Annotated in this window: 29 protein-coding genes and 1 tRNA gene; 5 read left to right on the top strand and 25 right to left on the bottom strand. The window is 61.5% G+C overall.

Annotated elements, in window-relative coordinates:
- Positions 1 to 253 precede the first annotated feature (253 nt).
- From ABW22_RS02370 to ABW22_RS02350, 5 genes are read left to right on the top strand one after another with little or no spacing between them, the layout of a single operon-like run.
- Positions 254 to 598: a type II toxin-antitoxin system RelE/ParE family toxin gene (locus tag ABW22_RS02370; protein ID WP_059751624.1), complete on the top strand. Its 345-nt coding sequence runs from the start codon at positions 254 to 256 to the stop codon at positions 596 to 598.
- On the top strand, positions 595 to 927 hold the full coding sequence (locus ABW22_RS02365) for a helix-turn-helix domain-containing protein (RefSeq protein WP_059751622.1): 333 nt from the start codon (positions 595 to 597) through the stop codon (positions 925 to 927). The genes ABW22_RS02370 and ABW22_RS02365 overlap by 4 nt, the downstream gene beginning before the upstream one ends.
- Position 928: 1 nt before the next feature.
- Entirely contained in the window at positions 929 to 1,186 is a 258-nt protein-coding gene (locus ABW22_RS02360) for a hypothetical protein (RefSeq protein WP_059751621.1), read from the top strand.
- 32 nt (positions 1,187 to 1,218) lie between these two features.
- Positions 1,219 to 3,786: a DNA mismatch repair protein MutS gene (gene mutS, locus ABW22_RS02355; RefSeq protein WP_059751619.1), complete on the top strand. Its 2,568-nt coding sequence runs from the start codon at positions 1,219 to 1,221 to the stop codon at positions 3,784 to 3,786.
- 37 nt (positions 3,787 to 3,823) lie between these two features.
- Positions 3,824 to 4,093, top strand: coding sequence for an AF1514 family protein (locus ABW22_RS02350; RefSeq protein WP_059751617.1), 270 nt, complete (start codon positions 3,824 to 3,826; stop codon positions 4,091 to 4,093).
- A gap of 25 nt (positions 4,094 to 4,118) precedes the next feature.
- Here the strand turns inward: ABW22_RS02350 and ABW22_RS02345 are convergent, their stop codons facing one another.
- From ABW22_RS02345 to folP, 25 genes are all read right to left on the bottom strand, one after another.
- A complete protein-coding gene (locus ABW22_RS02345) occupies positions 4,119 to 4,337 on the bottom strand; it encodes an RNA-binding S4 domain-containing protein (RefSeq protein ID WP_193393271.1) in 219 nt (72 codons plus the stop codon).
- Between the two features lie 5 nt (positions 4,338 to 4,342).
- Positions 4,343 to 4,645: a DUF2818 family protein gene (locus ABW22_RS02340; protein WP_059751615.1), complete on the bottom strand. Its 303-nt coding sequence runs from the start codon at positions 4,643 to 4,645 to the stop codon at positions 4,343 to 4,345.
- A gap of 55 nt (positions 4,646 to 4,700) precedes the next feature.
- On the bottom strand, positions 4,701 to 6,146 hold the full coding sequence (nuoN, locus tag ABW22_RS02335) for an NADH-quinone oxidoreductase subunit NuoN (protein ID WP_059751614.1): 1,446 nt from the start codon (positions 6,144 to 6,146) through the stop codon (positions 4,701 to 4,703).
- Between the two features lie 9 nt (positions 6,147 to 6,155).
- Positions 6,156 to 7,640: an NADH-quinone oxidoreductase subunit M gene (locus tag ABW22_RS02330; protein WP_059751612.1), complete on the bottom strand. Its 1,485-nt coding sequence runs from the start codon at positions 7,638 to 7,640 to the stop codon at positions 6,156 to 6,158.
- A gap of 9 nt (positions 7,641 to 7,649) precedes the next feature.
- Complete coding sequence (gene nuoL, locus ABW22_RS02325) at positions 7,650 to 9,647, bottom strand: NADH-quinone oxidoreductase subunit L (protein WP_419184913.1); 1,998 nt, start codon at positions 9,645 to 9,647, stop codon at positions 7,650 to 7,652.
- Positions 9,648 to 9,652: 5 nt separating this feature from the next.
- Complete coding sequence (gene nuoK, locus ABW22_RS02320) at positions 9,653 to 9,958, bottom strand: NADH-quinone oxidoreductase subunit NuoK (RefSeq protein ID WP_059751608.1); 306 nt, start codon at positions 9,956 to 9,958, stop codon at positions 9,653 to 9,655.
- On the bottom strand, positions 9,955 to 10,581 hold the full coding sequence (locus ABW22_RS02315; RefSeq protein WP_059751607.1) for an NADH-quinone oxidoreductase subunit J: 627 nt from the start codon (positions 10,579 to 10,581) through the stop codon (positions 9,955 to 9,957). Before ABW22_RS02315 ends, nuoK begins: the two co-directional genes overlap by 4 nt.
- Before the next feature lie 24 nt (positions 10,582 to 10,605).
- Positions 10,606 to 11,094 carry an NADH-quinone oxidoreductase subunit NuoI gene (gene nuoI / locus ABW22_RS02310; protein ID WP_059751605.1) on the bottom strand — a complete coding sequence of 163 codons (489 nt, stop codon included), beginning with the start codon at positions 11,092 to 11,094 and terminating at the stop codon, positions 10,606 to 10,608.
- 245 nt (positions 11,095 to 11,339) lie between these two features.
- Positions 11,340 to 12,356 carry an NADH-quinone oxidoreductase subunit NuoH gene (gene nuoH, locus ABW22_RS02305; RefSeq protein ID WP_059751603.1) on the bottom strand — a complete coding sequence of 339 codons (1,017 nt, stop codon included), beginning with the start codon at positions 12,354 to 12,356 and terminating at the stop codon, positions 11,340 to 11,342.
- The gene (nuoG, locus tag ABW22_RS02300) at positions 12,356 to 14,710 is read right to left on the bottom strand and encodes an NADH-quinone oxidoreductase subunit NuoG (RefSeq protein WP_059751601.1); all 2,355 of its coding nucleotides are present in this window, start codon (positions 14,708 to 14,710) and stop codon (positions 12,356 to 12,358) included. Before nuoG ends, nuoH begins: the two co-directional genes overlap by 1 nt.
- A 2-nt stretch (positions 14,711 to 14,712) precedes the next feature.
- On the bottom strand, positions 14,713 to 16,005 hold the full coding sequence (gene nuoF, locus ABW22_RS02295; RefSeq protein WP_059751600.1) for an NADH-quinone oxidoreductase subunit NuoF: 1,293 nt from the start codon (positions 16,003 to 16,005) through the stop codon (positions 14,713 to 14,715).
- On the bottom strand, positions 16,002 to 16,505 hold the full coding sequence (nuoE, locus tag ABW22_RS02290; RefSeq protein ID WP_059751598.1) for an NADH-quinone oxidoreductase subunit NuoE: 504 nt from the start codon (positions 16,503 to 16,505) through the stop codon (positions 16,002 to 16,004). Before nuoE ends, nuoF begins: the two co-directional genes overlap by 4 nt.
- On the bottom strand, positions 16,505 to 17,758 hold the full coding sequence (locus ABW22_RS02285; RefSeq protein ID WP_059751597.1) for an NADH-quinone oxidoreductase subunit D: 1,254 nt from the start codon (positions 17,756 to 17,758) through the stop codon (positions 16,505 to 16,507). The genes nuoE and ABW22_RS02285 overlap by 1 nt, the downstream gene beginning before the upstream one ends.
- Positions 17,759 to 17,812: 54 nt before the next feature.
- Positions 17,813 to 18,427 carry an NADH-quinone oxidoreductase subunit C gene (locus ABW22_RS02280; RefSeq protein WP_059751595.1) on the bottom strand — a complete coding sequence of 205 codons (615 nt, stop codon included), beginning with the start codon at positions 18,425 to 18,427 and terminating at the stop codon, positions 17,813 to 17,815.
- A 6-nt stretch (positions 18,428 to 18,433) separates the two neighbouring features.
- Complete coding sequence (locus tag ABW22_RS02275; RefSeq protein WP_059751592.1) at positions 18,434 to 18,910, bottom strand: NuoB/complex I 20 kDa subunit family protein; 477 nt, start codon at positions 18,908 to 18,910, stop codon at positions 18,434 to 18,436.
- A gap of 49 nt (positions 18,911 to 18,959) precedes the next feature.
- Positions 18,960 to 19,316, bottom strand: a complete 357-nt coding sequence (locus ABW22_RS02270; protein ID WP_059751590.1) for an NADH-quinone oxidoreductase subunit A — start codon at positions 19,314 to 19,316, stop codon at positions 18,960 to 18,962.
- Between the two features lie 159 nt (positions 19,317 to 19,475).
- Positions 19,476 to 19,560 (bottom strand) — tRNA-Leu (locus ABW22_RS02265).
- A gap of 33 nt (positions 19,561 to 19,593) precedes the next feature.
- On the bottom strand, positions 19,594 to 19,947 hold the full coding sequence (gene secG, locus ABW22_RS02260) for a preprotein translocase subunit SecG (RefSeq protein ID WP_059751588.1): 354 nt from the start codon (positions 19,945 to 19,947) through the stop codon (positions 19,594 to 19,596).
- Between the two features lie 10 nt (positions 19,948 to 19,957).
- Positions 19,958 to 20,704 (bottom strand): triose-phosphate isomerase, encoded by a 747-nt coding sequence (gene tpiA, locus ABW22_RS02255; protein WP_059751587.1) that lies wholly within the window; start codon positions 20,702 to 20,704, stop codon positions 19,958 to 19,960.
- Between the two features lie 84 nt (positions 20,705 to 20,788).
- Positions 20,789 to 21,571, bottom strand: coding sequence for a phosphate ABC transporter ATP-binding protein PstB (gene pstB / locus ABW22_RS02250; RefSeq protein ID WP_059751585.1), 783 nt, complete (start codon positions 21,569 to 21,571; stop codon positions 20,789 to 20,791).
- Between the two features lie 18 nt (positions 21,572 to 21,589).
- The gene (pstA, locus tag ABW22_RS02245) at positions 21,590 to 22,435 is read right to left on the bottom strand and encodes a phosphate ABC transporter permease PstA (RefSeq protein WP_059751583.1); all 846 of its coding nucleotides are present in this window, start codon (positions 22,433 to 22,435) and stop codon (positions 21,590 to 21,592) included.
- 3 nt (positions 22,436 to 22,438) lie between these two features.
- Positions 22,439 to 23,416: a phosphate ABC transporter permease subunit PstC gene (gene pstC, locus ABW22_RS02240; RefSeq protein WP_059751581.1), complete on the bottom strand. Its 978-nt coding sequence runs from the start codon at positions 23,414 to 23,416 to the stop codon at positions 22,439 to 22,441.
- A 122-nt stretch (positions 23,417 to 23,538) separates the two neighbouring features.
- Entirely contained in the window at positions 23,539 to 24,558 is a 1,020-nt protein-coding gene (gene pstS, locus ABW22_RS02235) for a phosphate ABC transporter substrate-binding protein PstS (RefSeq protein WP_059751579.1), read from the bottom strand.
- Positions 24,559 to 24,650: 92 nt separating this feature from the next.
- Positions 24,651 to 26,015 carry a phosphoglucosamine mutase gene (glmM, locus tag ABW22_RS02230; protein WP_059751577.1) on the bottom strand — a complete coding sequence of 455 codons (1,365 nt, stop codon included), beginning with the start codon at positions 26,013 to 26,015 and terminating at the stop codon, positions 24,651 to 24,653.
- Entirely contained in the window at positions 26,005 to 26,844 is an 840-nt protein-coding gene (folP, locus tag ABW22_RS02225; RefSeq protein ID WP_059751575.1) for a dihydropteroate synthase, read from the bottom strand. The genes glmM and folP overlap by 11 nt, the downstream gene beginning before the upstream one ends.
- Between the last annotated feature and the right edge of the window lie 41 nt (positions 26,845 to 26,885).

Raw genomic sequence — 26,885 nt, 5'->3', positions numbered from 1 at the left:
GTCGAATTGGCATAGATGGGCATGGTTTGGCGCTCAAATTGCCCCAAATTTGCCCCACGAAATCAGGTCGAATACTGGGGCATAGCCTGTCGTGTGCGAGCGTAGTTTTCAAGAGGACTACGCGGCACTGCGCTGGACTGTGACGACATGCGATGGACGGCGCGATTGCCGGAGCACTAATCCAATGCGTACCCCTCCTGAAGAGTTTGACTTGCGTCCTTAGTGCGTATAATATTTTATACATGGTGGAATAATGAGTGACGAAAAAGAGATTCGCTGGTTAGGTTCCGCCTATGACGACTTGTTGGCATTCCCGGACGAACCACGCCGCTATGCCGGTTTTCAGTTGGGCAAAGTGCAAGTTGGGTTGGACCCGGACGACTGGAAGCCATTCGATGATGTCGGGGCCGGCACCAAGGAAATCCGCATTCGGGAAACCAGCGGCATCTATCGGGTGATGTACATCGCCAAGTTTGAGGAAGCCGTGTATGTCTTGCACTGCTTCCAGAAGAAGACGCAGGCGGCCAGTAAGCAGGACAAGGGCATTGCCGAGGCGCGCTACCGCGCCGTGGTCAACGCGAGAAAGGCACAGAAATGACGATCGACACCGAAATCCGCCATGTGACGAAGCCGGGAGCGAACCTCTTCCTGGAGCTTGGCTTCGCGCCTGCTGAGGCCAAGCGCTTACAGGCAGCCTCTCGCAAGCAGATCAACGACACCCAGTTGCTGAAGCAGCAGCTGATGGACGAGCTGTCCACCTGGATTACCGAGCATCACCTGAAGCAAGCCGAGGCCGCCGAGATCCTGATGGTCTCGCGCCCGCGCGTGTCCGACGTGGTAAACAAGAAGACGGCCAAGTTCACCATCGACACGCTGGTGGAAATGCTCAGTCGCGTCGGCAAGTCGGTCAAGCTGGCCATCGGTTGACATGAAGTGGAGCAACCTGACCCGGCGCGCCGAGGTCCGGCACCGCCCGCCTTACCAGACCCGCCACACTTATGCCTGCTGGAACCTCACCGCACGCGGCAACCTGGCCTTCATCGCCAACCAGATGGGACACAGTGACTACTCGATGCTCGTGAAGGTCTACGGCCGCTGGATAGATTCGGAGTCCCCCAGAGAGCTGGGGCGCATCTGGCAGGGCATGAAAAAACTCGTTCAAATTGCCCCAAATTTGCCCCAATAAAAATAATAAAATAATATAAATAATTGATTTTTATGGGTAAAGAAGACTTATATACGCACACGCCCATGATGCAGCAGTACCTGGGCATCAAGGCGCAGCATCCCGACATGCTGCTGTTCTACCGCATGGGCGATTTTTACGAGCTGTTTTTCGAGGACGCCGAAAAGGCCGCGCGGCTCCTGAACATCACGCTCACCACGCGCGGCGCCTCCGCCGGCAGCCCGATCAAGATGGCCGGGGTGCCCTACCACAGCGCCGAGCAGTATCTGGCGCGGCTGCTGAAGCTGGGCGAGTCGGTGGTGATTGCCGAGCAGGTGGGCGATCCTGCAACGTCCAAAGGCCCGGTCGATCGGCAGGTGGCGCGCATCGTCACGCCCGGCACGCTGACCGATTCCGGCCTGCTGGACGAGACGCGCGACACGCTGATTCTGGCCATCGCCCCCGGCATGGTTAATACAGCGCCGGGAAACGAAACGGTCGGCGTCGCATGGCTCAACCTCGCCGCCGGGCGCTTTCAGGTCACCCAAGTCAATACAGCAACCCTGCCCGCCCTGCTGGCGCGAGTGCGGCCAGCGGAAGTCCTGGCACCCGATGACTTTGCTTTCGACGGTGCCCCTTGCGCGGTACGCCGACTGGCACCATGGCAGTTCGACCCGGGCGGCGCGCAGACCCGGCTGGCGCAGCAATTCGGCAGCCGCGACCTCGCCGGTTTCGGCGTGGCCGACCTGCCGCTGGCAATTGCCGCCGCGGGCGCCCTGCTCGACTACATCCAGACCACCCAACGCACCGCCCTGCCGCACATCCAGGCCATCCACGCCGAGCGCGACAGCGATTTCGTGCAGCTCGATGCCGCCACCCGGCGCAACCTGGAACTCACCGAGACCCTGCGCGGCGAAGCGGCGCCGACGCTGCTGTCGGTGCTCGACACCACTGCCACCGGCATGGGCACGCGTCTGTTGCGCCACTGGCTGCACCACCCGCTGCGCGACCGAACCGTGTTGACCCGGCGGCGCGATGCCATCGGCGTGCTGGCCGAGGCATCCGACGCGGCGGCGGCGATCAACCGGCTGCTGAAAAGCTGCGCTGACGTCGAGCGCATCAGCGGCCGCATCGCGCTGAAGAATGCGCGGCCGCGCGACCTCTCAGGCCTGCGCGACACCCTCGCCCTGCTGCCCGGGCTTGCCGCGGCGCTGCCCGACGACCGCGCTCGTCTGGCAGACCTGCAGGCCGCGCTCGCCGCGCGTCCCGACCTGCATGAGCTGCTGGCAAGTGCGATCCAGCCGGAGCCCGCCAGCGTGCTGCGCGAAGGCGGGGTAATTGCCGATGGCTATGATGCCGATCTAGACGAGTTGCGCGCGCTGACGCGCGACGCCGGCGCATTTTTACTGGAACTGGAAACGCGCGAGCGCGCGCGCTCCGGCATCGGCACCCTCAAGGTCGAATACAACAAGGTGCACGGCTTCTACATCGAGGTCAGCCGCGCGCAATCGGAAAACGTCCCCGACGATTACCGCCGCCGCCAGACGCTGAAAAACGCCGAGCGCTACATTACGCCGGAACTGAAAGCCTTCGAGGACAAAGCGCTATCAGCGCGGGACCGCGCGCTGGCACGTGAAAAAGCGCTGTTCGATGCGCTGCTGGACACGCTGACGCCGCATGTTCAGGATCTGCTGGCGATTGCCGCCGCGCTGGCCGAGACCGACGTGCTGGCGAGCCAGGCCGAGCGCGCGGGCACGCTCAGGCTCAACCCGCCCGAGTACGACGAGGAACCCGGCATTGTCGTCTGCGGCGGCCGCCATCCGGTGGTCGAGGCACAGGTGACGCACTTCATTGCCAACGACGTCAGCCTGACCCGCAGCCGCCAGATGCTGCTGATCACCGGCCCCAACATGGGCGGCAAGTCAACCTACATGCGGCAGGTGGCGCTGATCACGCTCCTGGCCTGCTGCGGCCTGTGGGTGCCCGCCAGCGCGGCGAAGATCGGCGACGTCGACCAGATTTTCACCCGCATCGGTGCGTCCGACGACCTCGCCGGCGGCCGTTCGACCTTCATGGTCGAGATGACTGAGACCGCGCACATCCTGCACAATGCCAGCGCGAATAGTCTGGTGCTGCTGGACGAAATCGGCCGCGGCACCTCGACCTTCGACGGCCTCGCGCTGGCGTGGGCAGTGGCGCGCCATCTGGTTACCGCGACCCGCGCGTTCACCCTGTTCGCCACCCACTATTTCGAGCTGACCCAGCTGGCGCAGGAATTCCGCCAGCTCGTCAACGTGCACCTGGATGCCAAGGAACACGGCGCTGACCTGGTGTTCCTGCATGCGGTGGAAGAAGGCCCGGCCTCGCAAAGCTACGGCATCCAGGTCGCGCGTCTGGCCGGCGTGCCCACTCCGGTCATCCACGCGGCGCGCCGCCACCTGCGCGAACTCGAGGACGCGCAACTGCAACCCGGCCCGCAGGGCGACCTGTTCGCCGCCCACCTGCCCAACGACGAGCCGCCACCGCACCCCGCGCTCGACCAGCTGCGGGAACTCGACCCCGATACGCTCACACCGAAGGCGGCGCTCGATATGCTCTATGCGCTGAAGGCGCATTTATGAAGGCAGGCGCATTGAAGGCTCTGACCGATACGTCACTATGAAAACCCTGCATCTGGAGAGCGCCGAACTCGGCCTCGACTTCAATACCGCACTGAAATTGGCGACGGCCATCGCCCAACAGCAGCTGGGGGATGACACGATGTTGTTGAGCTGGTACGACCTTGAACGCGATCTCGAATCCCCGGCGGGGGTGAGCGAATGCCACGTAGGCTGCGCCACCAAGGGCTCGTGGGACTATGCGAAGAACCGCGGGGCGCGGCTGGCGGTAGAGTTTGATTCCGGCCGTTTCTTCTTCTGCTTTCTTTGAGCGCAGCCGTTTTGGGCCTGAAAGCTTAGTCCGCCACAACCCGAACAGTCTGCCCAAGACACTGCACCGTCTGATTGGCCCGAATTTTTGCTGTCTTGCGGCTTTCGGGCCGGCCGTCAACGGTGACTTCGCCGTTGGCGATCATGAGCTTGCCTTGCCCGCCGCTGCCGGCGATACCGGTGAGTTTGAGCAGGTCGCAGAGTGCGACGTGTTCTCCGCGCAGTTTGAATTCCATGGTGTCCATGCCGCCTAACCCCCGCGCCGCCGCCACAAGTAACGGTAAACAAACCCCGGATAGGCAAACACCACGAACAGCGATGCGTTGACCGCGTAGAACTCCCAGTTCTGTTTATGGATATCGCCAAGCTTGCCTTCCAGCAGCAGCCCGATGCCACCGACCACAAAAAACAGCACGATCAGTTCCAGCAGCCGCCAGGCGAAGGACTTGCTGCCGGTTTTGGGTTTGACGACGAAGAAGATGCGTCCGAACAGGAACGGCAGGTTGGCGGCGATGAACGCCAGAATCAGCAGCAGGGTAGTGGAGAAATTCACGATGGATCCGAAAAACAGATGATGCCGGAGCAGACCTGCTCCGGCGGGGTTTGGTTCAGAACGACGCACCAATAGCGTACACGCACACCGTCATCAGCGGCTGCGGCAGGATGCCGAGCGCCAGCACGGCCAGGCCGTTGGCCGACATGATGACACGGGTGTCGGGGCTGGTGACAATCGGTGACGTGTCGTGCGGGGCATCGAAATACATCAGCTTGACGATGCGCAGGTAGTAAAAAGCCCCCACCAGTGAGAACAGCACCGCAGCCACCGCCAGCCACACATAACCGATCTCGACCACGGCCTGCAGCACCGCCAGCTTGGCGTAGAAGCCGACGGTCGGCGGCACGCCGGCCATCGAGAACATCAGCAGCAGCATCAGGAAAGCCAGCCACGGGCTGCGGCGGTTGAGGCCCTTGAAGTCGTCAAGCTGATCGGCCTCGAAGCCGGCGCGCGACAGCAGCAGGATCATGCCGAAACCGCCTAGGCTCATCAGCGCATACACCAGCACGTAGAACATCGCGCTGCCGTAACCGTTCTGCGAGCCGGCCAGAATGCCCAGCAGCATAAAACCCATGTGCGAGATGGTCGAATAGGCCAGCATGCGTTTGAGGTTGGTTTGCGCGATGGCCGCGATGTTGCCGACCGCCATCGACAGCACCGCCAGGATCACCAGCATATCGCGCCATTCGGCCACCTGCGATTCCAGTCCCTGCCCCAGGATGCGCACAACGAGGGCGAAGGCGGCAATCTTGGGGGCGGAGCCGATGAACAGCGTCATCGCGGTTGGGGCGCCGTGGTAGACGTCGGGCACCCACATGTGGAATGGCACCGCGCCGAGCTTGAATGCGAGACCGGCGACGATGAAGACGATGCCGAACACCAGCGGGATGCGCAGATCGGTGCCGTCGGCCAGGATCTGCGCCATGTCGGCCAGCGCCAGCGAGCCGGTGACGCCGTAGACCATCGACATGCCGTAGAGCAACATGCCGGATGCCAGCGCGCCCAGCACGAAGTACTTCATCGCCGCCTCGGTCGCCACGCTGGAATCGCGTTGCAGCGCGACCATGGCGTACAAGGACAAGGACAGCAGTTCGAGGCCCATATACAGCGTGAGAAAATGGCTGGCCGACACCATCACCATCATGCCCAGGAGCGCAAACAGCGCCAGCACGAAGAATTCGCCCTTGTAGAGCCCGCGCTGCCGCAGGTAATCGCGTGAATACACCAGCACTATCGCGACAGTCAGGTAGAGGAACAGCTTCAGCACGTCCGACAGCGGATCGTCGATAAACAGACCGCCGAGCGCCAGCACCGGCATGGTGGAGAAATCGCGCACGGTGAGGAAAGCTGCGCCGGCCAAGGTTGCGAGCGACAGCACGTAGGCGATGTAGCGCTTGCTGTCGCCGACGGCGGCGTCGATCACCAGGATCAGCGAGACCATCGCCAGCACGAAGATCTCGGGCAGTGCGGGGGTGAATTGAGTGAGGAAGTCGCTCATCTTGGAACCTTAAGGCAGTTTGCTTTGGGCGACGTGCGCCAACAGGTCGACCACCGACACGTGCATGACGTCGGTGAACGGCTTGGGATACAGGCCCATGGCCAGCACGAGGACGGCGAGGACGCCGAGCAGCAGAATTTCGCGCGCGTTGATGTCGGTCAATTCCTCAACGTGCGGGTTGGTGACTTCGCCGAACACGACGCGCTTGTACATCCACAGCGTGTAGGACGCGCCGAGGATCAGCGTGGTGGCCGCAACGAAGGCATACCAGAAATTGACCTGGGTGGCGGCCATGATGACCATGAACTCGCCGACGAAGCCGCTGGTAGCGGGCAGGCCCACGTTGGCCATGGCGAACAGCATGAAGAAGGCGGCGAACAGCGGCATCTTGTTGACCAGGCCGCCGTAGTCCTTGATCTGGCGCGAGTGCAGACGGTCGTACATGACGCCGATGCAGAGGAACAGCGCCGCCGAGACGAAGCCGTGGGAGATCATTTGCACCAGCCCGCCTTCGACGCCGAGCGGGTTGAACATGAAGAAGCCGAGGGTGACGAAGCCCATGTGCGCAATCGACGAATACGCGATGAGTTTTTTCATGTCGGACTGCGCCAATGCCACCAGGCCGATGTAGGCGACCGCGATCAGCGACAGGGCGATGACGAACCAGGCGTGTTCCGCACTGGCATCCGGCAGGATCGGCAGGATGAAGCGCAGGAAGCCGTAGGCACCGACTTTCAGCGTGACCGCCGCCAGCACCACCGAGCCGCCGGTGGGCGCCTCGACGTGGGCGTCGGGCAGCCAGGTGTGCACCGGCCACATCGGCACCTTGACGCCGAACGCCAACAGGAAGGCGAAGAACATCAGCGTCTGCGCCGTCATGCCGAGCGTGGTGGTGTGCCAGGTCTGGATGTCGAAGCTGCCGCCCGACTGGAAGTAGAGATAGATCATCGACACCAGCATCAGGAGCGAGCCGAGCAAGGTGTAGAGGAAGAACTTGAACGCGGCATAGACGCGCTTCGGCCCGCCCCACACGCCGATAATCAGATAAAGCGGGATCAGCATGCCTTCGAAGAAGACGTAGAACAGGATGCCATCGAGCGAGGCGAACACGCCGTTGATGAGGCCGGACATGATGAGGAAGGCCGCCATGTACTGCGCGACCTTGTCCTGGATCACCTGCCAGCCGGCGATCACCACCAGCACGGTGATGAAGCTGTTCAGCAGGACCAGCGGCATCGAGATGCCGTCGACGCCGAGGTGGTAGTGGATGTTGAACGCTGGAATCCACGCCGCCTTTTCGACGAACTGCATCGCCGACGTGCCGGTGTCGAATCCGATGACCAGCGGTACCGCGACGACCAGGCCCAGCAGCGCACCCGCCAGGGCAATCCAGCGAGCAAGTACGGCATTGCGGTCGGAGCCGGTGGCGAGCACGGCCACCCCGGCCAGAATCGGTACCCAGATGACGAGAGAGAGAATCGACTGTCCGAACATGGGTAGGCTTTAGTTGAGTCGCGCGAACCAGGTCACCAGGGCAAACACCCCGATCAGCATGGCAAACGCGTAGTGGTAGATGTAGCCGGACTGGAAGGCTTTGAGCGAGCGGGACAAGCGTTCGACCAGATGTACCGTGCCGCTTACGAAAAAGCCGTCGATCATGCCTTGGTCGCCACGCCGCCACAGGCTACCGCCCAGCACGCGCGCCCCCTTGGCGAACACCCAGCTGTAGAGTTCGTCGAACCAGTATTTGTTGAGCAGCATTTGATGCAGGAACTTGAAGCGCTGCGCAATGGCTGCAGGGATATCCGGACGCTTGAGATAGAAGAACGCCGCTAGCGCCACCCCCGCCACCGCCAGCCAGAACGGCAGCGTCACCAGCGCGTGCAGCCCCATCGCCGCCGCGCCGTGGAAATGCTGGTTGAGCTCGTGCATCACCGGATGGCGATCGGCGACGTAAATTGCGCTGCCGAAAAAGTCGCCGAACAGCATGGACTCGATCGTCATGTAGCCAATCGCCAGAGAAGGCAGCGCCAGCGCAAGCAAGGGCCCGGTGATGACCCATGGGGTTTCATGCGGCTTGCCGCCATGGTGCTCATCGTGGTGCGCGTCGGGCTCGTTGCCGTGGGCATGTCCCTGATGGAAGCGCTCCTTGCCGTGGAACACCAGGAAATACATGCGGAAGGAATAAAAGGCGGTGACGAAGACGCCGATCAGCACCGCCCAGTAGGCGATGTCGGCCACCGGCAGGTGCGACAGCCTGACCGCCTCGATGATGCTTTCCTTGGAATAGAAGCCCGACAGGAAGGGCGTGCCGATCAGCGCCAGCGAACCGATCAGCGAGGTGACCCAGGTAATCGGCATGTACTTCTTCAGGCCGCCCATGTAGCGGATGTCCTGGTTGTGGTGCATGGCGATGATGACGCTGCCTGCGGCAAGGAACAGCAGCGCCTTGAAGAAGGCGTGCGTCATCAGGTGGAACACCGCGACCGAATAGGCCGAGGCGCCGAGCGCGACCGTCATGTAGCCCAGCTGCGACAGGGTGGAATACGCCACCACCCGCTTGATGTCGTTCTGCACGATGCCGAGGAAGCCCATGAACAGCGCAGTGATCGCGCCGATCACCATGATGAAGGAGAGCGCCACGTCGGACAGCTCATACAGCGGCGACATACGTGCAACCATGAAGATGCCGGCAGTCACCATCGTCGCCGCGTGGATCAGCGCGGAAATCGGCGTCGGGCCTTCCATCGAATCGGGCAGCCAGACGTGCAGCGGAAACTGCGCTGACTTGCCCATCGCGCCGATGAACAGGAGGATGCCGATGACCGTCATCAGCATCCACGGTGTGTCGGGCAACAGGGTGATGGTCTCGCTGGCCAGCGACGGCGCCAGGGCGAACACGGTGGCGTAATCGAGCGAGCCGAAATGCGCCAGCACCAGGCCGATGCCGAGGATGAAGCCGAAGTCGCCCACGCGGTTGACCAGGAAGGCCTTCAGGTTGGCGTAGATCGCCGTTTCCTTGTTGTACCAGAAGCCGATCAGCAGATAGGACACCAGACCGACCGCTTCCCAGCCGAAGAACAGCTGCAGGAAGTTGTTGCTCATCACCAGCATCAGCATCGAGAAGGTGAACAGCGAGATGTAGCTGAAGAAGCGCTGGTATCCCGGGTCATCCTTCATGTAGCCGATGGTGTAGATGTGCACCATCAGCGAGACGAAAGTGACGACCAGCATCATCATGACCGTCAGCGCATCGATCAGGAAACCGACCTCGAAACGAAGGTCGCCCAGCACCATCCAGGTGTAGACCGTGCCGTTGTAGGTATGGCCGGCGAGCACGTCCTGAAACACCAGCACCGAGGCGATCAGCGACACCGCCACGCCGGCGATGGTGACGCCATGGGCGCCGGTGCGGCCGACCAGCTTGCCGAAAAAGCCCGCAACGATCGCGCCGAACAGCGGCGCCAGCGGCACGATCAGATAAAGCGTCTGCATGTCCATCGTCATCAACCTTTCAGATGGTCGAGGTCATCGACGTTGATGGTGTGCAGGTTGCGGAACAGCACCACCAGGATCGCCAGGCCGATGGCGGATTCCGCCGCGGCAACGGTAAGGATGAAGAAGACGAAGATCTGGCCGTGGATGTCGCCCAGATAATGCGAAAACGCGATGAAGTTCATGTTCACCGCAAGCAGCATCAGTTCGATCGCCATCAAGATGATGATCACGTTCTTGCGGTTGAGGAAGATGCCCAGCACGCTGATGGCGAACAGGATGCCGCCCAGCACCAGGTAATGCGATAAGGAAATCATGCGCCGCCCTCCCCTGCGCCCGGCTTCTGCGTGGCTTTCATTTTGATAATGCGCAGCCGGTCATTGCGCTTGACCTTGACCTGCTCGGCAGGGTTGATGTATTTGCTGTCCTTGCGACGGCGCAACGTCAGTGCGATGGCGGCGACGATCGCCACCAGCAGGATCACCGCGGCCAGCTCGAACGCGTAGATGTAGTCGGTATACAGCAGCCGCCCAAGCTCCTTGGTATTGCTGTAATCCGCCGGGTGCGCCTCGGGCGTGGCCATCACATCGAGCCCGAAATGGCGGCTGCCGAGGATCAGCGCCATTTCGATCATCAGCAAGACCGAGACGAATCCCGCGATCGGCAGGTAATCCCAGAAGCCCTCACGCAGTTTGTCCAGGTTGATGTCGAGCATCATTACCACGAACAGGAACAGCACCATCACCGCGCCGACATAGACCAGCACCAGGGTGATGGCGAGGAATTCGGCCTCCAGCAGTATCCACAGGCCGGCTGCGGTGAAGAATGCCAGCACCAGAAAAAGGGCTGCGTGCACCGGGTTGCGCGCGGTGATCACGCGCAGCCCGGCAAACACCAGGATGGCGGCGAAGAAATAGAAAATCGCGGTCGTATAGGTCATGTTTATCGTGATTAAGGCTCGGCGTCAGCGGTACTTTGCGTCGGCCGCGCGGTCTTTTGCGATTTGTTCTTCGTTCTGATCGCCGATGGCGTGCAGCATGGGCTTGGTGTAATACAGGTCACCGCGTTTTTCACCGTGGTATTCCAGGATGCGCGTCTCGACGATGGCATCCACCGGACAGGCTTCTTCGCAAAAACCGCAGAAGATGCACTTGGTGAGATCGATGTCGTAGCGTGTGGTGCGGCGGGTGCCGTCATCGCGCTTCTCCGACTCGATGGTGATAGCCAGCGCCGGGCAAACGGCTTCGCACAGCTTGCAGGCGATGCAACGCTCCTCGCCGTTGGGGTAGCGGCGCAGCGCGTGCAGCCCACGGAAACGTGGCGACTGCGGGGTTTTCTCTTCGGGGAACTGCACTGTGATCTTGCGCGCGAACATATTGCGGCCGGTGAGCATCATGCCGCGCAGCAGTTCGATCAAAAGCAGGCTGCCGAAGAATTGGGTGATCCGTTTCATCCTAGAAACCGTAGTTGGACGCACTCGATGGCGCGTTCAGGCGAGTGGCTGGCGCGAAGCGATGACGCTGTCTACCGGGGTAGGCAAGGAGGAGCGACAAAGCAAGGCGCTTGACTGGACGTGCCAGCGAGTGCGTAGTGAACTCACCTAAAGGGCACACTGCATCGAAGGCACGAAGCTCAATTTTCATATGGCCTTTGAAACATGATAAGCGGTCAACTGCGGTTTTTAGGATCATGGCGCGCTCAATGGAAGAGGTAACCATACGGCGTCTGCATCATGCCGCCGACGACGACGATCCAGGCGATGGTAATGGGAATGAACACCTTCCAGCCCAGACGCATGATCTGGTCGTAGCGATAGCGCGGGAAGGTGGCGCGGAACCACAGAAACAGGAACAGCACGAAGCCGATCTTGAAGAACAACCAGACGATGCTGTCGGGCAGGAAGGGGACCGGAGACTGCCAGCCGCCAAGGAACAACAGGCTCGTCAACGTCGCCACCAGGATCATGTTGGCGTATTCGGCGAGGAAGAACACGGCGAATGCCATGCCGGAATATTCCACATGAAAGCCGGCAACGATCTCGGATTCGCCCTCGGCGACGTCAAATGGCGCGCGGTTGATTTCGGCCACGCCGGCGATCAGATACACCACGAACAGCGGGAACAGCGGCCAGATGTACCACTGATGCAGACCGCCCGACTGGCCCTGCACGATGTCGATGAGGTTAAGGCTCTGCGCCGCCATCAGCACGCCGACCAGTGCGAAGCCCATGGCGATTTCATACGACACGATCTGCGCCGCCGAACGCATCGCGCCTAGGAAGGCATATTTTGAATTGGACGCCCAACCCGCGATGATGACGCCATACACCCCCATCGAGGTGATCGCCATCACATACAGCAGGCCGGCGTTGATGTTGGCCAGAACCAGCGTATCGGTGAACGGAATCACCGCCCACGCCGCCAGCGCCGGTGCGATGACCAGAATGGGGCCGAGGATGAACAATCCGCGGTTGGCGCCGGCAGGAATGATGATTTCCTTCATCAACAGCTTGAGACCGTCGGCAATCGGCTGCAGCAGGCCCAGGAAGCCGACGCGGTTGGGACCGATGCGCACTTGCATCCAGCCGATGATTTTTCTTTCGGCGTAGGTGAGATAGGCCACGCCCAGCATCAGAGGCATCACCAGTGCCATGATCTTGATCAGCGTCCAGACGACGGTTTGAATGGCGGTCCAGTCCATGCCCACGCTCTCCATCAGACTGACTCCGCCGTGATCGGGCCGAACATCGGACCCAGCCCCGCTGTCAGCGGATGGCCGCTGGGGATTCGCACGCAGGTATCGGGCAGCAGGTCGTCGCGCTGCACCTTGAGGGTCAGCGCGCAAGCCGTTTGGCGCACCGAGACACGACCGTTTTCCGTGAGACCCAGCTTCGCGATCAGGCGGCTGTGCATGCGCGCCACCGGCAGCGTGGCATCCTGCGTCATCTGCAGCGAGGGCGAGCGGCGCACCACGGCGTCGGTCTGGTAAATCGGCACCTCGGCGACGCGCTCCAGGCCTTCGTGCGTCTGGGGTGGTGCCACCGTCACGCCACTGACTTCATTATTGAGGAAGGCCTGGACGCTGCCTGTGGGGGTATCGCCGATCGCGTCGCGCAGCACGTCCTTCGAGTCGTTGTGATCGAAACCGGCCAGTCCCAGCAGATTGCCCAGCACGCGCAGCACCTTCCACGCCGGGCGGGTCTCGCCTAGCGGCTTGACCACGGCGCCGAAGCTCTGCACGCGGCCTTCGGTATTGATGAAGGTGCCCGAGGTTTCGGTCCACGGCGCAATCGGCAGCAGCACGTCGGCATAGTCGAGCGACATGCCCTTGTAGGGCGACATCACCACGACGAATTCCGCGGCGTTGATGCTGGCCATCGCCGACACCGGATCGTGGGTATCGAGTTCGGCTTCGACCCCCAGCAGCAGATAGGCGCGCAAGGGATTGGCCAGCATCTGTTGCGCGTTCAGCCCCTTGACGGCTGGCTGCCCGAGCGGGCCGCAGCCCGGAATCGCGCCGACCGCCACCGCCCCGACGCTGTTGGCAGCCTCGCCCAGCACGCCGAAACTCGCGCCGGCGAGCTTCGCCACTTCCTGCGCCAGCGCGTGGATCTGCCCATAGCTGGAATGATGCTGCGCCATGTTGCCGAGGAAGACCGCGCGGGTTTCGCCGCCTGCGAGGCTATCAGCCATCTTCTTCGCGGTGTCGTCGACAATGCCGTGTGCGGCAATAGCGGGCAGCGGCAGGTTTTTCAGCTCGGCCAGCGCACGACACACGCCGGCGAGCGCAGCGGCAAGCTGCGACGGCGCGACGATGCGCTTGGCGTGCACCTTGCCGAGGAATTCGTCTTCCGCCGCGTTGATGAGATTGAGCTGGCCGTACCAGCGCACCGATTCACGGATGCGATGTGCCATCAGCGGGTGGTCTTTTCTGAGATTCGAACCCACCACCAGCATGCGCTTGAGGCGCGACATGTAGGTCACCGGCATACCGAGCCAGAAACCGCCGTGCGCCTTGTCGTCAAGCGAGAAGTCCGACTGCCTCAGGCGGTGGTCGACGTTGCCGCTGCCCAGTCCGCGCATCAGCTTCTGCAGCAGGAACAATTCTTCCGCCGGACGGTACGGCGTCGACAGCGCACCGATCTGGTCGGCAGGGATGGCTTTCAATTTGTTCGCGACCAATTCGAGCGCTGCCTGCCAGGTGGCTTCTACCCACTGGCCGTCGTGCTTGAGCATCGGCCGGGTCAGACGCTCGGCCGTGTTGAGGCCTTCGTAGGAGAAGCGGTCGCGGTCAGCCAGCCAGCATTCGTTGACGTCTTCGTTCTCGCGCGGCAGCACACGCATTACCTTGTTGTCCTTGACGTGGACTTCAAGGTTGGAGCCGAGGCTGTCGTGCGGGCTGATCGAGGGGCGGCGCGACAGCTCCCAGGTGCGGGCGGAGTAGCGGAAGGGCTTGCTGGTCAGCGCGCCCACCGGACACAGGTCGATGACATTGCCAGACAGTTCGGACGCCACCTGATTTTCCAGGAAGGGCATCACTTCGACATGCTCGCCGCGCCCGGCCATGCCGAGTTCCATCACGCCGGCGATTTCCTGGCCGAAGCGCACGCAGCGGCTGCAGTGGATGCAGCGCGTCATGTCGGTGGCGATCAGCGGGCCGAGGTTTTTCTCGCGCACCACACGCTTGATTTCCTGGTAGCGCGACGACGAGCCGCCGTAGCCTACCGCCAGATCCTGCAGCGTGCATTCGCCGCCCTGGTCGCAGATTGGGCAGTCGAGCGGATGGTTGATGAGCAGGAATTCCATCACGCTTTTCTGTGCATTGATCGCGTATTCCGAACGCGTATGCACCTTCATACCCTCAGTCACCGGGGTGGCGCAGGCGGGCAGCGGCTTCGGCGCCTTCTCCACCTGCACCAGGCACATACGGCAGTTGGCAGCGATCGACAGCTTCTTGTGATAACAGAAATGCGGGATCGTAATGCCGGCCGCATTCGCCGCATCCATGATGGTGTCGCCGCTTTCAACCTGAAGCGTGCGGCCGTCGATTTCGATATTGAGCGTGGCCATTCTTACTGCTCCGTTCCGTCCATGCAGCGCTTGTGTTCGACGTGATGCTCGAACTCGTGGCCAAAATGCTTGAGGAAGCTTTGCACCGGCATCGCTGCCGCGTCGCCCAGCGCGCAGATGGTGTGACCGCCGATTCGGCCCGCGACACTGTTGAGCAATTCGATGTCTTCCGGCTTGCCCTGCCCGTGTTCGATGCGGTGAATGATGCGATACATCCAGCCGGTGCCTTCGCGGCATGGCGTGCACTGGCCGCACGATTCCTCGAAATAAAAATAGGAAAGCCGCTCCAGCGCACGCACCATGCAGACGGTTTCATCCATCACAATGACCGCGCCCGAGCCCAGCATGGATCCGGCCTTGGCGACGGAGTCAAAGTCCATGGTGCAGTCCATCATGATGTCGGCCGGCAGTACCGGTGCCGACGAGCCGCCGGGAATCACGGCTTTCAGTTTGTGGCCGCTGCGCACCCCGCCCGCCATCTCCAGCAGCTTGGCAAACGGCGTGCCGAGCGGCACTTCGAAGTTGCCTGGCTTGTTGACGTGGCCCGAGACCGAGAACAGCTTGGAGCCGCCGTTGTTGGGTTTGCCGAGTTCAAGAAATGCCTGGCCGCCGTGCTGCATGATCCACGGCACGCTAGCGAGTGTCTCGGTATTGTTGATGGTCGTGGGCTTGCCGTAGAGGCCGAAGCTTGCCGGAAATGGCGGCTTGAAGCGCGGCTGGCCCTTCTTGCCCTCGAGGGATTCGAGCAGCGCGGTTTCCTCGCCGCAGATGTAGGCGCCATAACCTGCGTGCGCATGCAACTGGAAGCAGAAGTCGGTGCCGAACAGCTTGTCGCCCAGATAGCCGGCGTCACGCGCTTCCTTCAGCGCGGCCTCGAATATCTGGTAGCAATCGAAAATCTCGCCGTGGATGTAGTTGTAGCCGACGCGCGCGCCCAGCACGTAGCCGGCGATCGCCATGCCCTCGATCAGCTGGTGCGGGTTGTAGCGCAGGATGTCGCGGTCCTTGAAGGTGCCCGGCTCGCCCTCGTCGCTGTTGCAGACAATGTACTTGTCGCCGGCGAACGCGCGCGGCATGAAGCTCCACTTGAGGCCCGTGGGGAAGCCCGCGCCGCCGCGTCCGCGCAGCGCGCTGGTCTTGAGTTCGGCGATGATGTCGTCGCCGGAAACCTGTTCCGTGATCACACGGCGCAGCGCCTGATAGCCGCCGTTTGCGACATAGGTCGCGAGCGAGCCCGGGTTGTCGAGCGCCTGCGTCCAGCTGCAGACCTGTGGGGTGGGCGCCAGCAGGCTCATTTCAGTTCATCCAGCAATTCATCCACCTTGTCGGGGGTGAGATGCGTGTGCATGGCATGGTTGTTGTGGAGGCACATCGGCGCATCGCCGCAGGCGCCCATGCACTCGCCTTCCTTCAGCGTATAGCGGCCGTCCTCGGTGGTTTCGCCGAAATCAATGCCGAGCTTGTCCTTGAGATGCGCGGCAATCTTGTTCGCGCCCATCAGTACGCACGGCAGATTGGTGCACAGGGTGATCTTGTGCCGCCCCACCGGCTGGGTGTCGTACATGTTGTAAAAGGTGGCGACCTCATACGCGGCAATCGCGGGCATATCGAGATATGCCGCAACGTATTCAATGGTTTCAGGCTTGAGCCAGTCTTTTTCAGACTGGGCGATGCGCAGCGCGCTCATCACGGCGGACTGCTTCTGGTCGGCCGGATATTTGGCGACCTCCACATCGATCAGCGCAAGCGATTCAGCACTCAGCGGAAGGCTGTCGTTCAGATTGGGATTGGCCATCAGCGGTCGATCTCCCCGAAAACAATATCCTGCGTGCCGATGATTGCGACGACGTCGGCAATCATGTGGCCACGGCTCATTTCGTCGAGCGCCGACAGATGTGCATAGCCCGGCGCGCGGATTTTCAGACGATAGGGTTTGTTGGCACCGTCCGACACCAGATAAATGCCGAACTCGCCCTTGGGGTGTTCCACCCCAACATAGGCTTCGCCCGCCGGCACGTGCATCCCTTCGGTAAAAAGCTTGAAGTGGTGGATCAGCTCTTCCATGTTCTGTTTCATGTCGATCCGTGACGGCGGCGCGACCTTGTGGTTCTCGACGATGACCGGTCCCGGATTTTTGCGCAGCCAGTCGACACACTGCTTGATGATGCGATTGGACTGCCGCATTTCCTCGACCCTCACCAGATAGCGGTCGTAGCAGTCGCCATTGGTGCCGACCGGAATGTCGAAATCCATGCGGTCGTAGACTTCGTAGGGCTGCTTCTTGCGCAGGTCCCATTCGACACCGGAGCCGCGCAGCATCGGGCCGGTAAAGCCCAGCGCCAGCGCGCGCTCGGGCGACACCACGCCGATGCCGACGGTGCGCTGCTTCCAGATGCGGTTGTCGGTCAGCAGCGTCTCGTACTCGTCGACATAGGTCGGGAAGCGCTGGGTAAAATCCTCGATGAAGTCGAGCAGCGAACCCTGGCGGTTGGCGTTCATCGACTTCATCGTCGCCTCGTTGCGGGTGTGCTGCGCCGCGTACTGCGGCATCGTGTCGGGCAGGTCGCGGTAGACGCCGCCGGGACGGTAGTAGGCCGCGTGCAGGCGCGCACCGGAGACCGCCTCGTAGCAGTCCATCAGGTCTTCGCGCTCGCGGAAGGCGTACAGGAATACCGTCATCGCGCCGACGTCGAGCGCGTGCGCGCCCAGCCACAGCAGGTGATTCAGCACGCGGGTGATCTCGTCGAACATCACGCGGATGTATTGCGCGCGCTCGGGGACGTCGATCTGCAGCAGCTTCTCGATCGCCATCACGTAGGCATGCTCGTTGACCATCATCGACACGTAGTCGAGGCGGTCCATGTAGGGAACCGACTGGATGAAGGTCTTGTGCTCGGCCAGCTTTTCGGTGGCGCGATGCAGCAGGCCGATGTGCGGATCGGCGCGCTGGATCACTTCGCCGTCGAGCTCCAGCACCAGACGCAGCACGCCGTGCGCCGCCGGATGCTGCGGACCGAAGTTCATCGTGTAGTTCCGGATTTCAGCCATTTGAACACTCCGGGACAACACCCATTAATCTAGCGTAGTTACGGATTTCGGCCATCAGCGCACATCTCCGTAGCTTTCGTCGCGCACGATGCGTGGCACGATTTCGCGCGGCTCGATCGACACCGGCTGATAAATCACCCGCTGCTGGCTTGGGTCATAGCGCATCTCGACGTTGCCGGAGAGCGGGAAATCCTTGCGGAACGGATGGCCGATAAAGCCGTAGTCGGTAAGAATGCGACGCAGATCGGGATGGCCTTCAAACACGATGCCATAAAGGTCGAAGGCTTCGCGCTCATACCAGTTGGCCGATGGCCAGAGGTCGACCATTGAGGCCACCACCGGCAGGTCGTCTTCGGGGCAAAATACACGCACCCGCACCCGCTGGTTGCTCGACACCGACAGCAGATGCACCACCACGGCAAAGCGGGCGCCGTCCCACGACCCGTCGCTGCCACCATCCGCACCGTAGCCTGAGTAATCCATGCCGCACAGGTCGATCAGCTGATCGAAGCGGCAATCGGGATGGTCGCGCAGGGTGCGCATCGCCGATTCGTAATGCTGCGACTTGATGACCAGCGTCAGTTCGTCCAAACGAACGAACGACTGCGCCAGCGCATCGCCTAGCACCATTTCAAGCGACAAAGAAAGAGCTTCCACAGTCTGGGGCATGGGCAATCAGCGGGCGATGGTGTTGGTGCGACGGATCTTGTTCTGCAGCTGGATGATGCCGAACAACAGCGCCTCCGCGGTGGGGGGGCAGCCGGGAACATAGATGTCGACCGGTACGATGCGGTCGCATCCCCGCACCACCGAATACGAATAATGGTAATAGCCGCCGCCGTTGGCGCAGGAGCCCATGGAAATCACCCAGCGCGGCTCGGCCATCTGGTCGTAGACCTTGCGCAACGCGGGCGCCATTTTGTTGCACAGCGTGCCCGCCACGATCATCACGTCGGACTGCCGGGGGCTGCCACGGAACACAATGCCGAAGCGGTCGAGGTCGTAACGCGCGGCGCCGGCGTGCATCATCTCCACCGCGCAACATGCCAGACCAAAGGTCATCGGCCACATCGAGCCGGTGCGCATGTAGTTGATCAGCTGATCGGCCTTGGTGGTGACAAAGCCCTGCTCGAGAACGCCTTCGATGCTCATGACCGGATCCTCCTGGCAAGCTTGACTGACGCCCCTGGGTTCAAAACCCTTACTCCCATTCCAGCGCCCCCTTCATCCATTCGTAGATGAAACCAACCACCAGGATGCCGAGGAACATCATCATGGCAAGGAAACCTGCCAGGCCGATTTCCTCAAGCACAATGGCCCAGGGAAAGAGGAAGGCGATTTCCAGGTCGAACAGAATGAAAAGAATGGCTACCAGGTAATAGCGCACATCGAACTTCATGCGCGCATCCTCGAATGCCTCGAAGCCGCATTCGTAGGGGGAGAGTTTTTCGCTATCGGGGCGATTCGGCGCCAGCAGGCCGCCTGCAACGATGGGGACAACACCAAAGGCCAGCCCGACCAGAACGAACAACAGAATGGGGAGGTAGTTCTCCAGCACCGGGGTCCTCCGTTATGCCTATTTCAGGCTATTGAGTGATTATGACCCGAGTTTATTAGCGGAGCGGCTCGACTGTCAAGCCGAAAAATTGGTATTTTTGTCTTAAAAATCAAAAGCTTATTCGATAGCGAACGCTAATGAATGAATCAGGAAATTTGATGGTGCCGACGGCGAGACTCGAACTCGCACGACCTAGGTCACTACCCCCTCAAGATAGCGTGTCTACCAATTCCACCACGTCGGCCAAAGGGCTTGCGCCCCAATGTGTTCTGCTGGTTTACTGCGGAATGTCACCCGCTTTCGAGCCGTTGCCCTGGCCTGGAATTTGTGCGGGCGCAGCGGGCTGCGTCGCTGTCGCCGGCACCGATGTGCGATCCAGCACACTGGCGGCCGGCTTGTGCTGCTGCAGCCCGAAATAGGCCAGCCCCAGACTGGTCAGGAAAAACAGGGTCGCCACGATGGCGGTGCTGCGGCTCAGAAAATTGGCAGAACCGGTCGCGCCGAACAGGCTGCCGGACGATCCGCCGCCAAACGCCGCGCCCATGTCCGCGCCTTTCCCATGCTGCAGCAGCACCAGCGCGATGACCGTGATGGCAACGATAACGTGAACGATCCAGAACAAGGTTTCCATATTTTGACTCTTACTTGGCTGCCGCGCGGCAAATCGCGATGAACTCGTCAGCGACCAGAGAAGCGCCGCCAATCAGGCCGCCATCGATATCCGGCTGAACCATCAATTCTGCCGCATTCGCGGCTTTTACGCTACCCCCATACTGGATCACCAGCTGGTCTGCCACGCCCGCATCGAGTGCGGCGATCTTGCCGCGTATGAAGGCGTGTACCGCCTGTGCCTGCTCCGGTGAAGCCGTTTTGCCGGTACCGATTGCCCACACCGGCTCATATGCCACCACCGCCTTGGCCAGCGACGCCACGCCGGCGGCGTTGATCACGGCATCGAGCTGACGCGCGACGACAGCTTCGGTCACGCCCGACTCGCGCTCGGCCAGCGATTCACCCACGCACAGAATAGGCGTCAAGCCCGCTGCCTGCGCGGCCACGTATTTGCTCGCCACCAGCGCGTCGGATTCGCCGTACAGACTGCGCCGCTCGGAATGACCAACAATCACATAGGTGCAGCCGAAATCGAGCAGCATGGAGGCCGACACTTCGCCGGTGAAAGCACCTTTGGCCTGCTCGGATACGTTTTGCGCACCCCAGGCAATCGACGAACCGGCGAGTTCGGCCTGCGCCTGCGCCAGATACGGAAAAGGCACGCACACCACGGCCTCGATACCGGACAGGGCGGGTTTGAGTGCGGCCAGCAACGCGGCGTTTTCCGCCAGGCTGCCGTGCATTTTCCAGTTACCGGCTACGAGCTTCTTGCGCATGGGAGTCTGCCGAACAAAAGTGCGCGATGGTAAGCGCAACGCGCCCGCCGGTCAACCGCCGAACCCGCTGCGCGCGCAGAGGGATTAGCCGAATCGGCCGGTAATGTAGTCTTCGGTCTGCTTCTTGCCCGGCTGCATGAAGATAGTGCCGGTTTCGTTGAACTCGATGAGTTCGCCCAGGTACATGAACGCCGTGAAGTCGGAAATCCGCGCAGCCTGCTGCATGTTGTGGGTGACGATGGCAATGGTGTATTCGCTTTTCAACTCGTTGATGAGTTCTTCGATTTTGGCGGTGGAGAGGGGATCCAGCGCCGAGGTTGGTTCATCCAGCAATACAATTTCTGGCTTGACCGCGACCGCGCGCGCAATGCACAGACGCTGCTGCTGGCCACCGGAAAGCGACAGGCCGTTCTGTTGCAACTTGTCTTTCACCTCGCCCCACAGCGCAGCTTTCTTAAGCGCCCATTCAACACGATCGTCCATCGCACTTTTCGACATGGGCTCGTACAGTCGCGCGCCGAAAGCAATGTTTTCATAGATCGTCATCGGAAATGGCGTCGGCTTCTGGAACACCATGCCGATCTTGGCGCGCACCAGGTTCACGTCCTGGCTCTTGTCGAGCAGGTTCTTGTCGTGGAACAGGATCTGGCCTTCGGCACGCTGCCCCGGATACAAGTCGTACATGCGATTGAAGGCACGCAGCAAAGTGGATTTACCACAACCGGACGGCCCGATGAAGGCCGTCACCTTCTTGTTGGCGATGTCCATATTGACATTGACGAGAGCTTTGAAATCGCCGTAGAAAAAATCCAGGTTGCGGACCTGCAGGGCAGCATTTTCGCCGGTGGGCAGGGCTTGATCGGGCATCGTGAAGCTCCGGAGAAATTAACGTTTGACTTTGTTGCGGAAAATGACGCGGACACCGATATTGACCGCCAGCACCAGGATGGCAATTAGCAATGCGCCACCCCAGGCCAGATTGACCCAGTTGTCATACGGGCTCAGTGCGAACTGATAAATTACCACCGGCAGGTTACCCATCGGTTCGGCCATATTGGTGCTGAAGAACTGGTTGTTCAGCGCGGTAAACAGCAGCGGCGCGGTCTCGCCGGTGATGCGCGCCATCGCCAGCAATACGCCGGTCACCACGCCCGACTTGACTGCCCGCAGCGTCACTTTGAGCGACACCTGCCAGCGTGGCGCACCTACCGCAAAGGCCGCTTCACGCAGACTGGTGGGTACCAGTTTCAGCATGTTTTCAGTGGTGCGCACCACCACCGGGATGGCGATCAGCGCCAGCGCCAGCGACCCCGCCCAACCTGAAAATCCGCCGGTGGTCGCTACGAACAAGGCATACACAAACAGGCCGATGACGATGGAGGGAGCCGACAGCATGATGTCGGTCATGAAGCGGGTGAACGACGCAAACCGGGAAATGCGCCCGTACTCGGCCAGATAGATGCCGGCCAGAATGCCGATCGGCGTCGAGATCAGCATGGAAAAAAACAGGATGAGGCCGCTGCCGACGATGGCGTTGCGCAGGCCGCCGCCTTCGGACCCCGGCGCCGGCGTGTCCTGGGTGAACAAATCCCAGCTCAGCGCGGCAAAGCCCCTGGAAAACAGCGTCCACAAAATCCACAGCAACCCGATCAGCCCCAGGCTCATCGCGACCATCGACAGAGCGATGCCGATGCGGTTGATCCAGACGCGGCGGGTGTACAGACTCATCATGATTTACAGGCCCTCGGATCCCATGCTGCGGCTGATCAACCAGCGCGAAATCGCCAGCACGATAAAGGTGAGGATGAACAGCACAAGGCCCAACTCGAACAGGGAAGCGATATGCAGACCGGGATCGGCCTCGCCAAATTCGTTCGCCAGGGTCGAGGCAATCGAGGTGCCCGGCGCAAACAGGCTGCCGTTGATGCGGTTGGCGTTGCCGATGACAAAAGTCACCGCCATGGTTTCGCCCAGCGCGCGCCCCAGCCCCAGCATGATGCCGCCGATGACGCCAACGCGGGTGTAGGGCAAGACAATGTTGCGCACGACTTCCCAGGTGGTGCAGCCGACAGCATAAGCCGACTCCCTCAGTACGTCCGGCACCGTCTCGAACACATCGCGCATCACCGAGGCGATAAAGGGAATCACCATCAGCGACAGCACGATACTGGCGGCGAAAATGCCCACCCCGATGGGCGGACCGGAGAACCAGCCGCCGATTACCGGCACATGACCCAGCAGATCCTGCAGGTGGGGTTGTATATATTCAGCAAACAAGGGGACGAAAACGAACAGGCCCCAGATGCCGTAGACAATGGAGGGGATCCCTGCCAGCAATTCAATCGCGGTGCCCAAGGGGCGACGCAACCACACCGGGCAGGTTTCGGTCAGGAACAGGGCGATGCCGAAGCTGATCGGCACCGCAATCAGCAGCGCCAGCACGGATGTCACCACCGTGCCATAGATCGCGGCCAGTGCCCCGAATTTGTCATCCGGCACACTCCAGATGTTGGTCCACAGGAAAGCCGGGCCGAATTCCTTGAGGCTGGGCCAGGCCTCGATGGTGAGCGACACCAGAATCCCCACCAGCGCCGCCAGCACGACAAACGCAAACAACTGGGTAGTGCGATGGAAAAGCAGGTCCTGCAAGCGGAATTTCCTGACCTGCCTGGCATGCAGATCGATTCCGGCGGTTACGCTGGGCTCACTCACGGTGGGGGGTGCCTATCGGTTCGTCTATTATCTGCGGAAGCACCCGCTGGAACAGGCAGGTGTTTTCGTAGAAAAGCCGGAGGCGGCAAGCCGCCTCCGGCATCCATCAAGTTAACAGATGCTTACTTGATTTTCTTCATTTCTGCTTCGACCATCTTCACGACATTGGGTGGCAGCGCCACAAAGCCGAGATCGGCGGCCATTTTCTGACCGTTGTTCAGGGACCAGGTAAAGAAGTCTACGATACCTTTCTGCTTGGCGGCATCGCTGCCCTTTTCATACGCCAGCATGTAGGTGGCGCTGGTGATGGGCCAGGCGTTCTTGTGCGACTGGTCCAGCAGGTCAGGCGCCATGCCCTTGACCTTGAAGTCGGCACCGGCAGCCGCGTCGGCAACCGAATCCTGGCTCGGCACGATATAGTTGCCGGCACGGTTCTTCAGCGCCACGAAGCTCATGTTGTTCTTCATCGCATCGGCGATATCCACATAGCCGATCGTACCCTTGATCTTCTGCACGTTGGCCGCGACACCCGGGTTGCCCTTGCCGCCCACCGCGTTCGAAGGCCAGTTCACTGTGTTGCCGGCGCCAACGTCACGCTTGAAAGCCAGCGACTGCTTGGCCAGGTAGTTGCTAAACGCATAGGTGGTGCCCGAACCGTCGGAACGATGCGACACCGTGATGGCCAGGTCCGGCAGCGTGACGCCGGGATTCAGCTTGGCGATGGCGGGATCGTTCCACTTGGTGATGGCGCCGCGGAAGATGTTGGCGGCAGTGTCGCCGTCCAGCTTCAGCTTGCCGGATTCAATACCGGGAACGTTCATGACGATGGTCACGCCGCCCATCACGGTCGGCACCTGAACCAAGCCTGCCGCACCCAGGTCGGCCTCCTTGACCGGTGCATCCGTACCGCCAAAATCGACAGTCTTGGCCTTGATTTGCTTGACGCCGCCCGATGAACCGATCCCCTGGTAGTTGACCTTGTTGCCGGTGGCAACCTGATAGGCTTCGGCCCACTTAGTGTAAACCGCGTAAGGGAAGGTTGCACCCGCGCCCGTGATGTCCGCGGCCAGCGCGCTGATCGAGAAAGCCAGTCCCATGGCCGCAGCCAGGGTACCTTGAGCGAGTTTGTTGAGTGTACGCATTTGAAATATCTCCGGTAGTAGTTGACGTTGCCGCATGGGCGACGTCGCCATACTAACGGGCGAATATTACAGAAATATTTCAGGACGGGAAATCATCCGGCCGCGGCTGCAATCTTTACAACAGAGGCGATTGTTTCAGCTGTGTGTCGGACCTGATCAACATCGCGCCCCTCCACCATCACGCGAATCAACGGCTCAGTGCCGGACGCACGCAGGACAACCCGCCCGTTGCCGTTCAAGGTCGCCTCGGCTTCCGCCACCGACGCACTGACTGCCGGCGTTGAGTCCACCTTGAAGCCTTTTGCCACCTGGACATTGATCATGACCTGGGGGTAAATGGCCAGATCGGCGGTCATTTCATCCAGGGTTTCACCGCTCTCCCGGACCGCGCGCAGCACCTGCAGCGCTGAGACAATCCCGTCTCCGGTGGTGTGCTTGTCCAGGCACAGAATATGTCCGGAGGTCTCGCCGCCGAGGGTCCAGCCGTTGGCATGGAGACGCTCCAGCACATAGCGGTCGCCCACCTTGGCGCGCTCGAACGGGACATGAATACGGCCGAGCGCGTGCTCCATGCCGAGATTGGTCATCAGGGTGCCGACCACCCCGCCCTTCATGTAGCCGGTCTGGATTCGGTGACGTGCGATGACATAAACCAGCTGGTCGCCGTCGTAAATCCGTCCATGGGCGTCGGCCATCATCAGGCGGTCGCCGTCGCCATCAAGCGAAATCCCAAGATCCGCGCGATGCGAGCGCACCGCATCGGAAAGTGTCTTGGTATGGGTTGCGCCGCATTCGTCGTTGATATTGAAGCCATTCGGTTCGTTGCCAATGGCAACCACCTCGGCGCCCAGTTCGTGCAGCACGTGCGGGGCAATGTGGTAAGTGGCGCCGTTGGCGCAATCGACCACGATGCGCATCCCCCGCAAGTCGAGCTGATTGGGGAAGGTGCTCTTGCAAAACTCGATATAACGCGCCGCTGCGTCCTCCATGCGGCGGGCGCGTCCCAGCTGGCGCGCATTGACCGTCACGATCGGGTGGTCCAGCCGCGCCTCGATGGCTTCCTCGACGCTGTCGGGCAGTTTCTGGCCGTTGGCCGAAAAAAATTTGATGCCGTTGTCCTCGAACGGATTATGCGAGGCCGAGATCACCACCCCGGCCTGCAGGCGCAGGGCACGCGTCAGATACGCCACCGCCGGCGTCGGCATCGGCCCGGTCATCAGCACGTTCACGCCGGCGGCGGTGAGCCCAGCTTCCAGCGCGGCTTCCAGCATGTAGCCGGAAATTCGGGTGTCCTTGCCGATCAGCACGGTCGGATGCTGGTTCGGCGGCAGGCTGCCGCGGTCGGCCACCAGCACCTGTCCGGCGGCGTAGCCCAGATGCATGACAAATTCGGGGGTGATCGGCGACTCGCCCACCCTGCCCCGCACGCCGTCGGTACCGAAATATTTACGTCCCATCCTGTTGTTCCTCCACTGCATTCCAGATGACCAGCGCATCGCGCATGGCCGCTACATTGTGTACCCGGAGCAGCCGCGCGCCGCGCGCCACGGCAGCCAGATGCGCCGCCACCCCGGCGAATTCGCGCGCCCCGACATCGCGTCCGGTCAGCGTGCCCAGCATGAACTTGCGCGACAGGCCGGCCAGCACCGGCAGCCCCAGTTCAACCAGGCGATTCAAGTGGCGGAGCAAGGCCAGATTGTGTTCCAGCGTCTTGCCGAAGCCAAAGCCCGGGTCGATTACCAGCCGCTCGCGGCTGATGCCTGCCGCTTCGCAGGCCGCAATGCGCTCCTGCAAAAACCGCTTCACATCTTCCACCACATCGGTGTAACAGGGCGCCTGCTGCATGCGCTGCGGCTCGCCCTGCATATGCATCAGGCACACCGCCGCATCGGACGCTGCCACCGTTTCCAGTGCGCCGGAGGCGCGCAAGGCCATCACATCGTTCACCATGACCGCGCCGGCACCGAGCGCCGCCCGCATCACCGCGGGCTTCATCGTGTCGACCGACACCACGCAGCCGCGACCGGCAAGCGCCTCGATCACCGGCAACACGCGGCGGATTTCCTCGTCGGCAGGCACAGCCGCCGCGCCAGGGCGAGTGGATTCCCCACCCACGTCAAGGATATCGGCGCCTTCTTCCTGCAACTTGAAACCGTGTCGGATCGCCGCCTGCGCATCGTCCAGACGGCCCCCATCCGAAAATGAATCAGGCGTGACGTTGACGATGCCCATGATGAGGGGCCTTGCCAGGGAGAGGCAGTGCGGACCTGCGCGGAGAAAGGACATAAAAATAGAGGAGCCTAAGCCCCTCTATTGTAGTGCGTGAA

This window comes from Thiobacillus denitrificans (genome assembly GCF_001530125.1).
In the GTDB taxonomy this organism is placed as follows: Bacteria; Pseudomonadota; Gammaproteobacteria; order Burkholderiales; family Thiobacillaceae; genus Thiobacillus; species Thiobacillus denitrificans_C.
The sequence above is the reverse complement of the archived record's forward strand: the minus strand, read 5'-3'. Positions and strand labels throughout refer to the sequence as shown.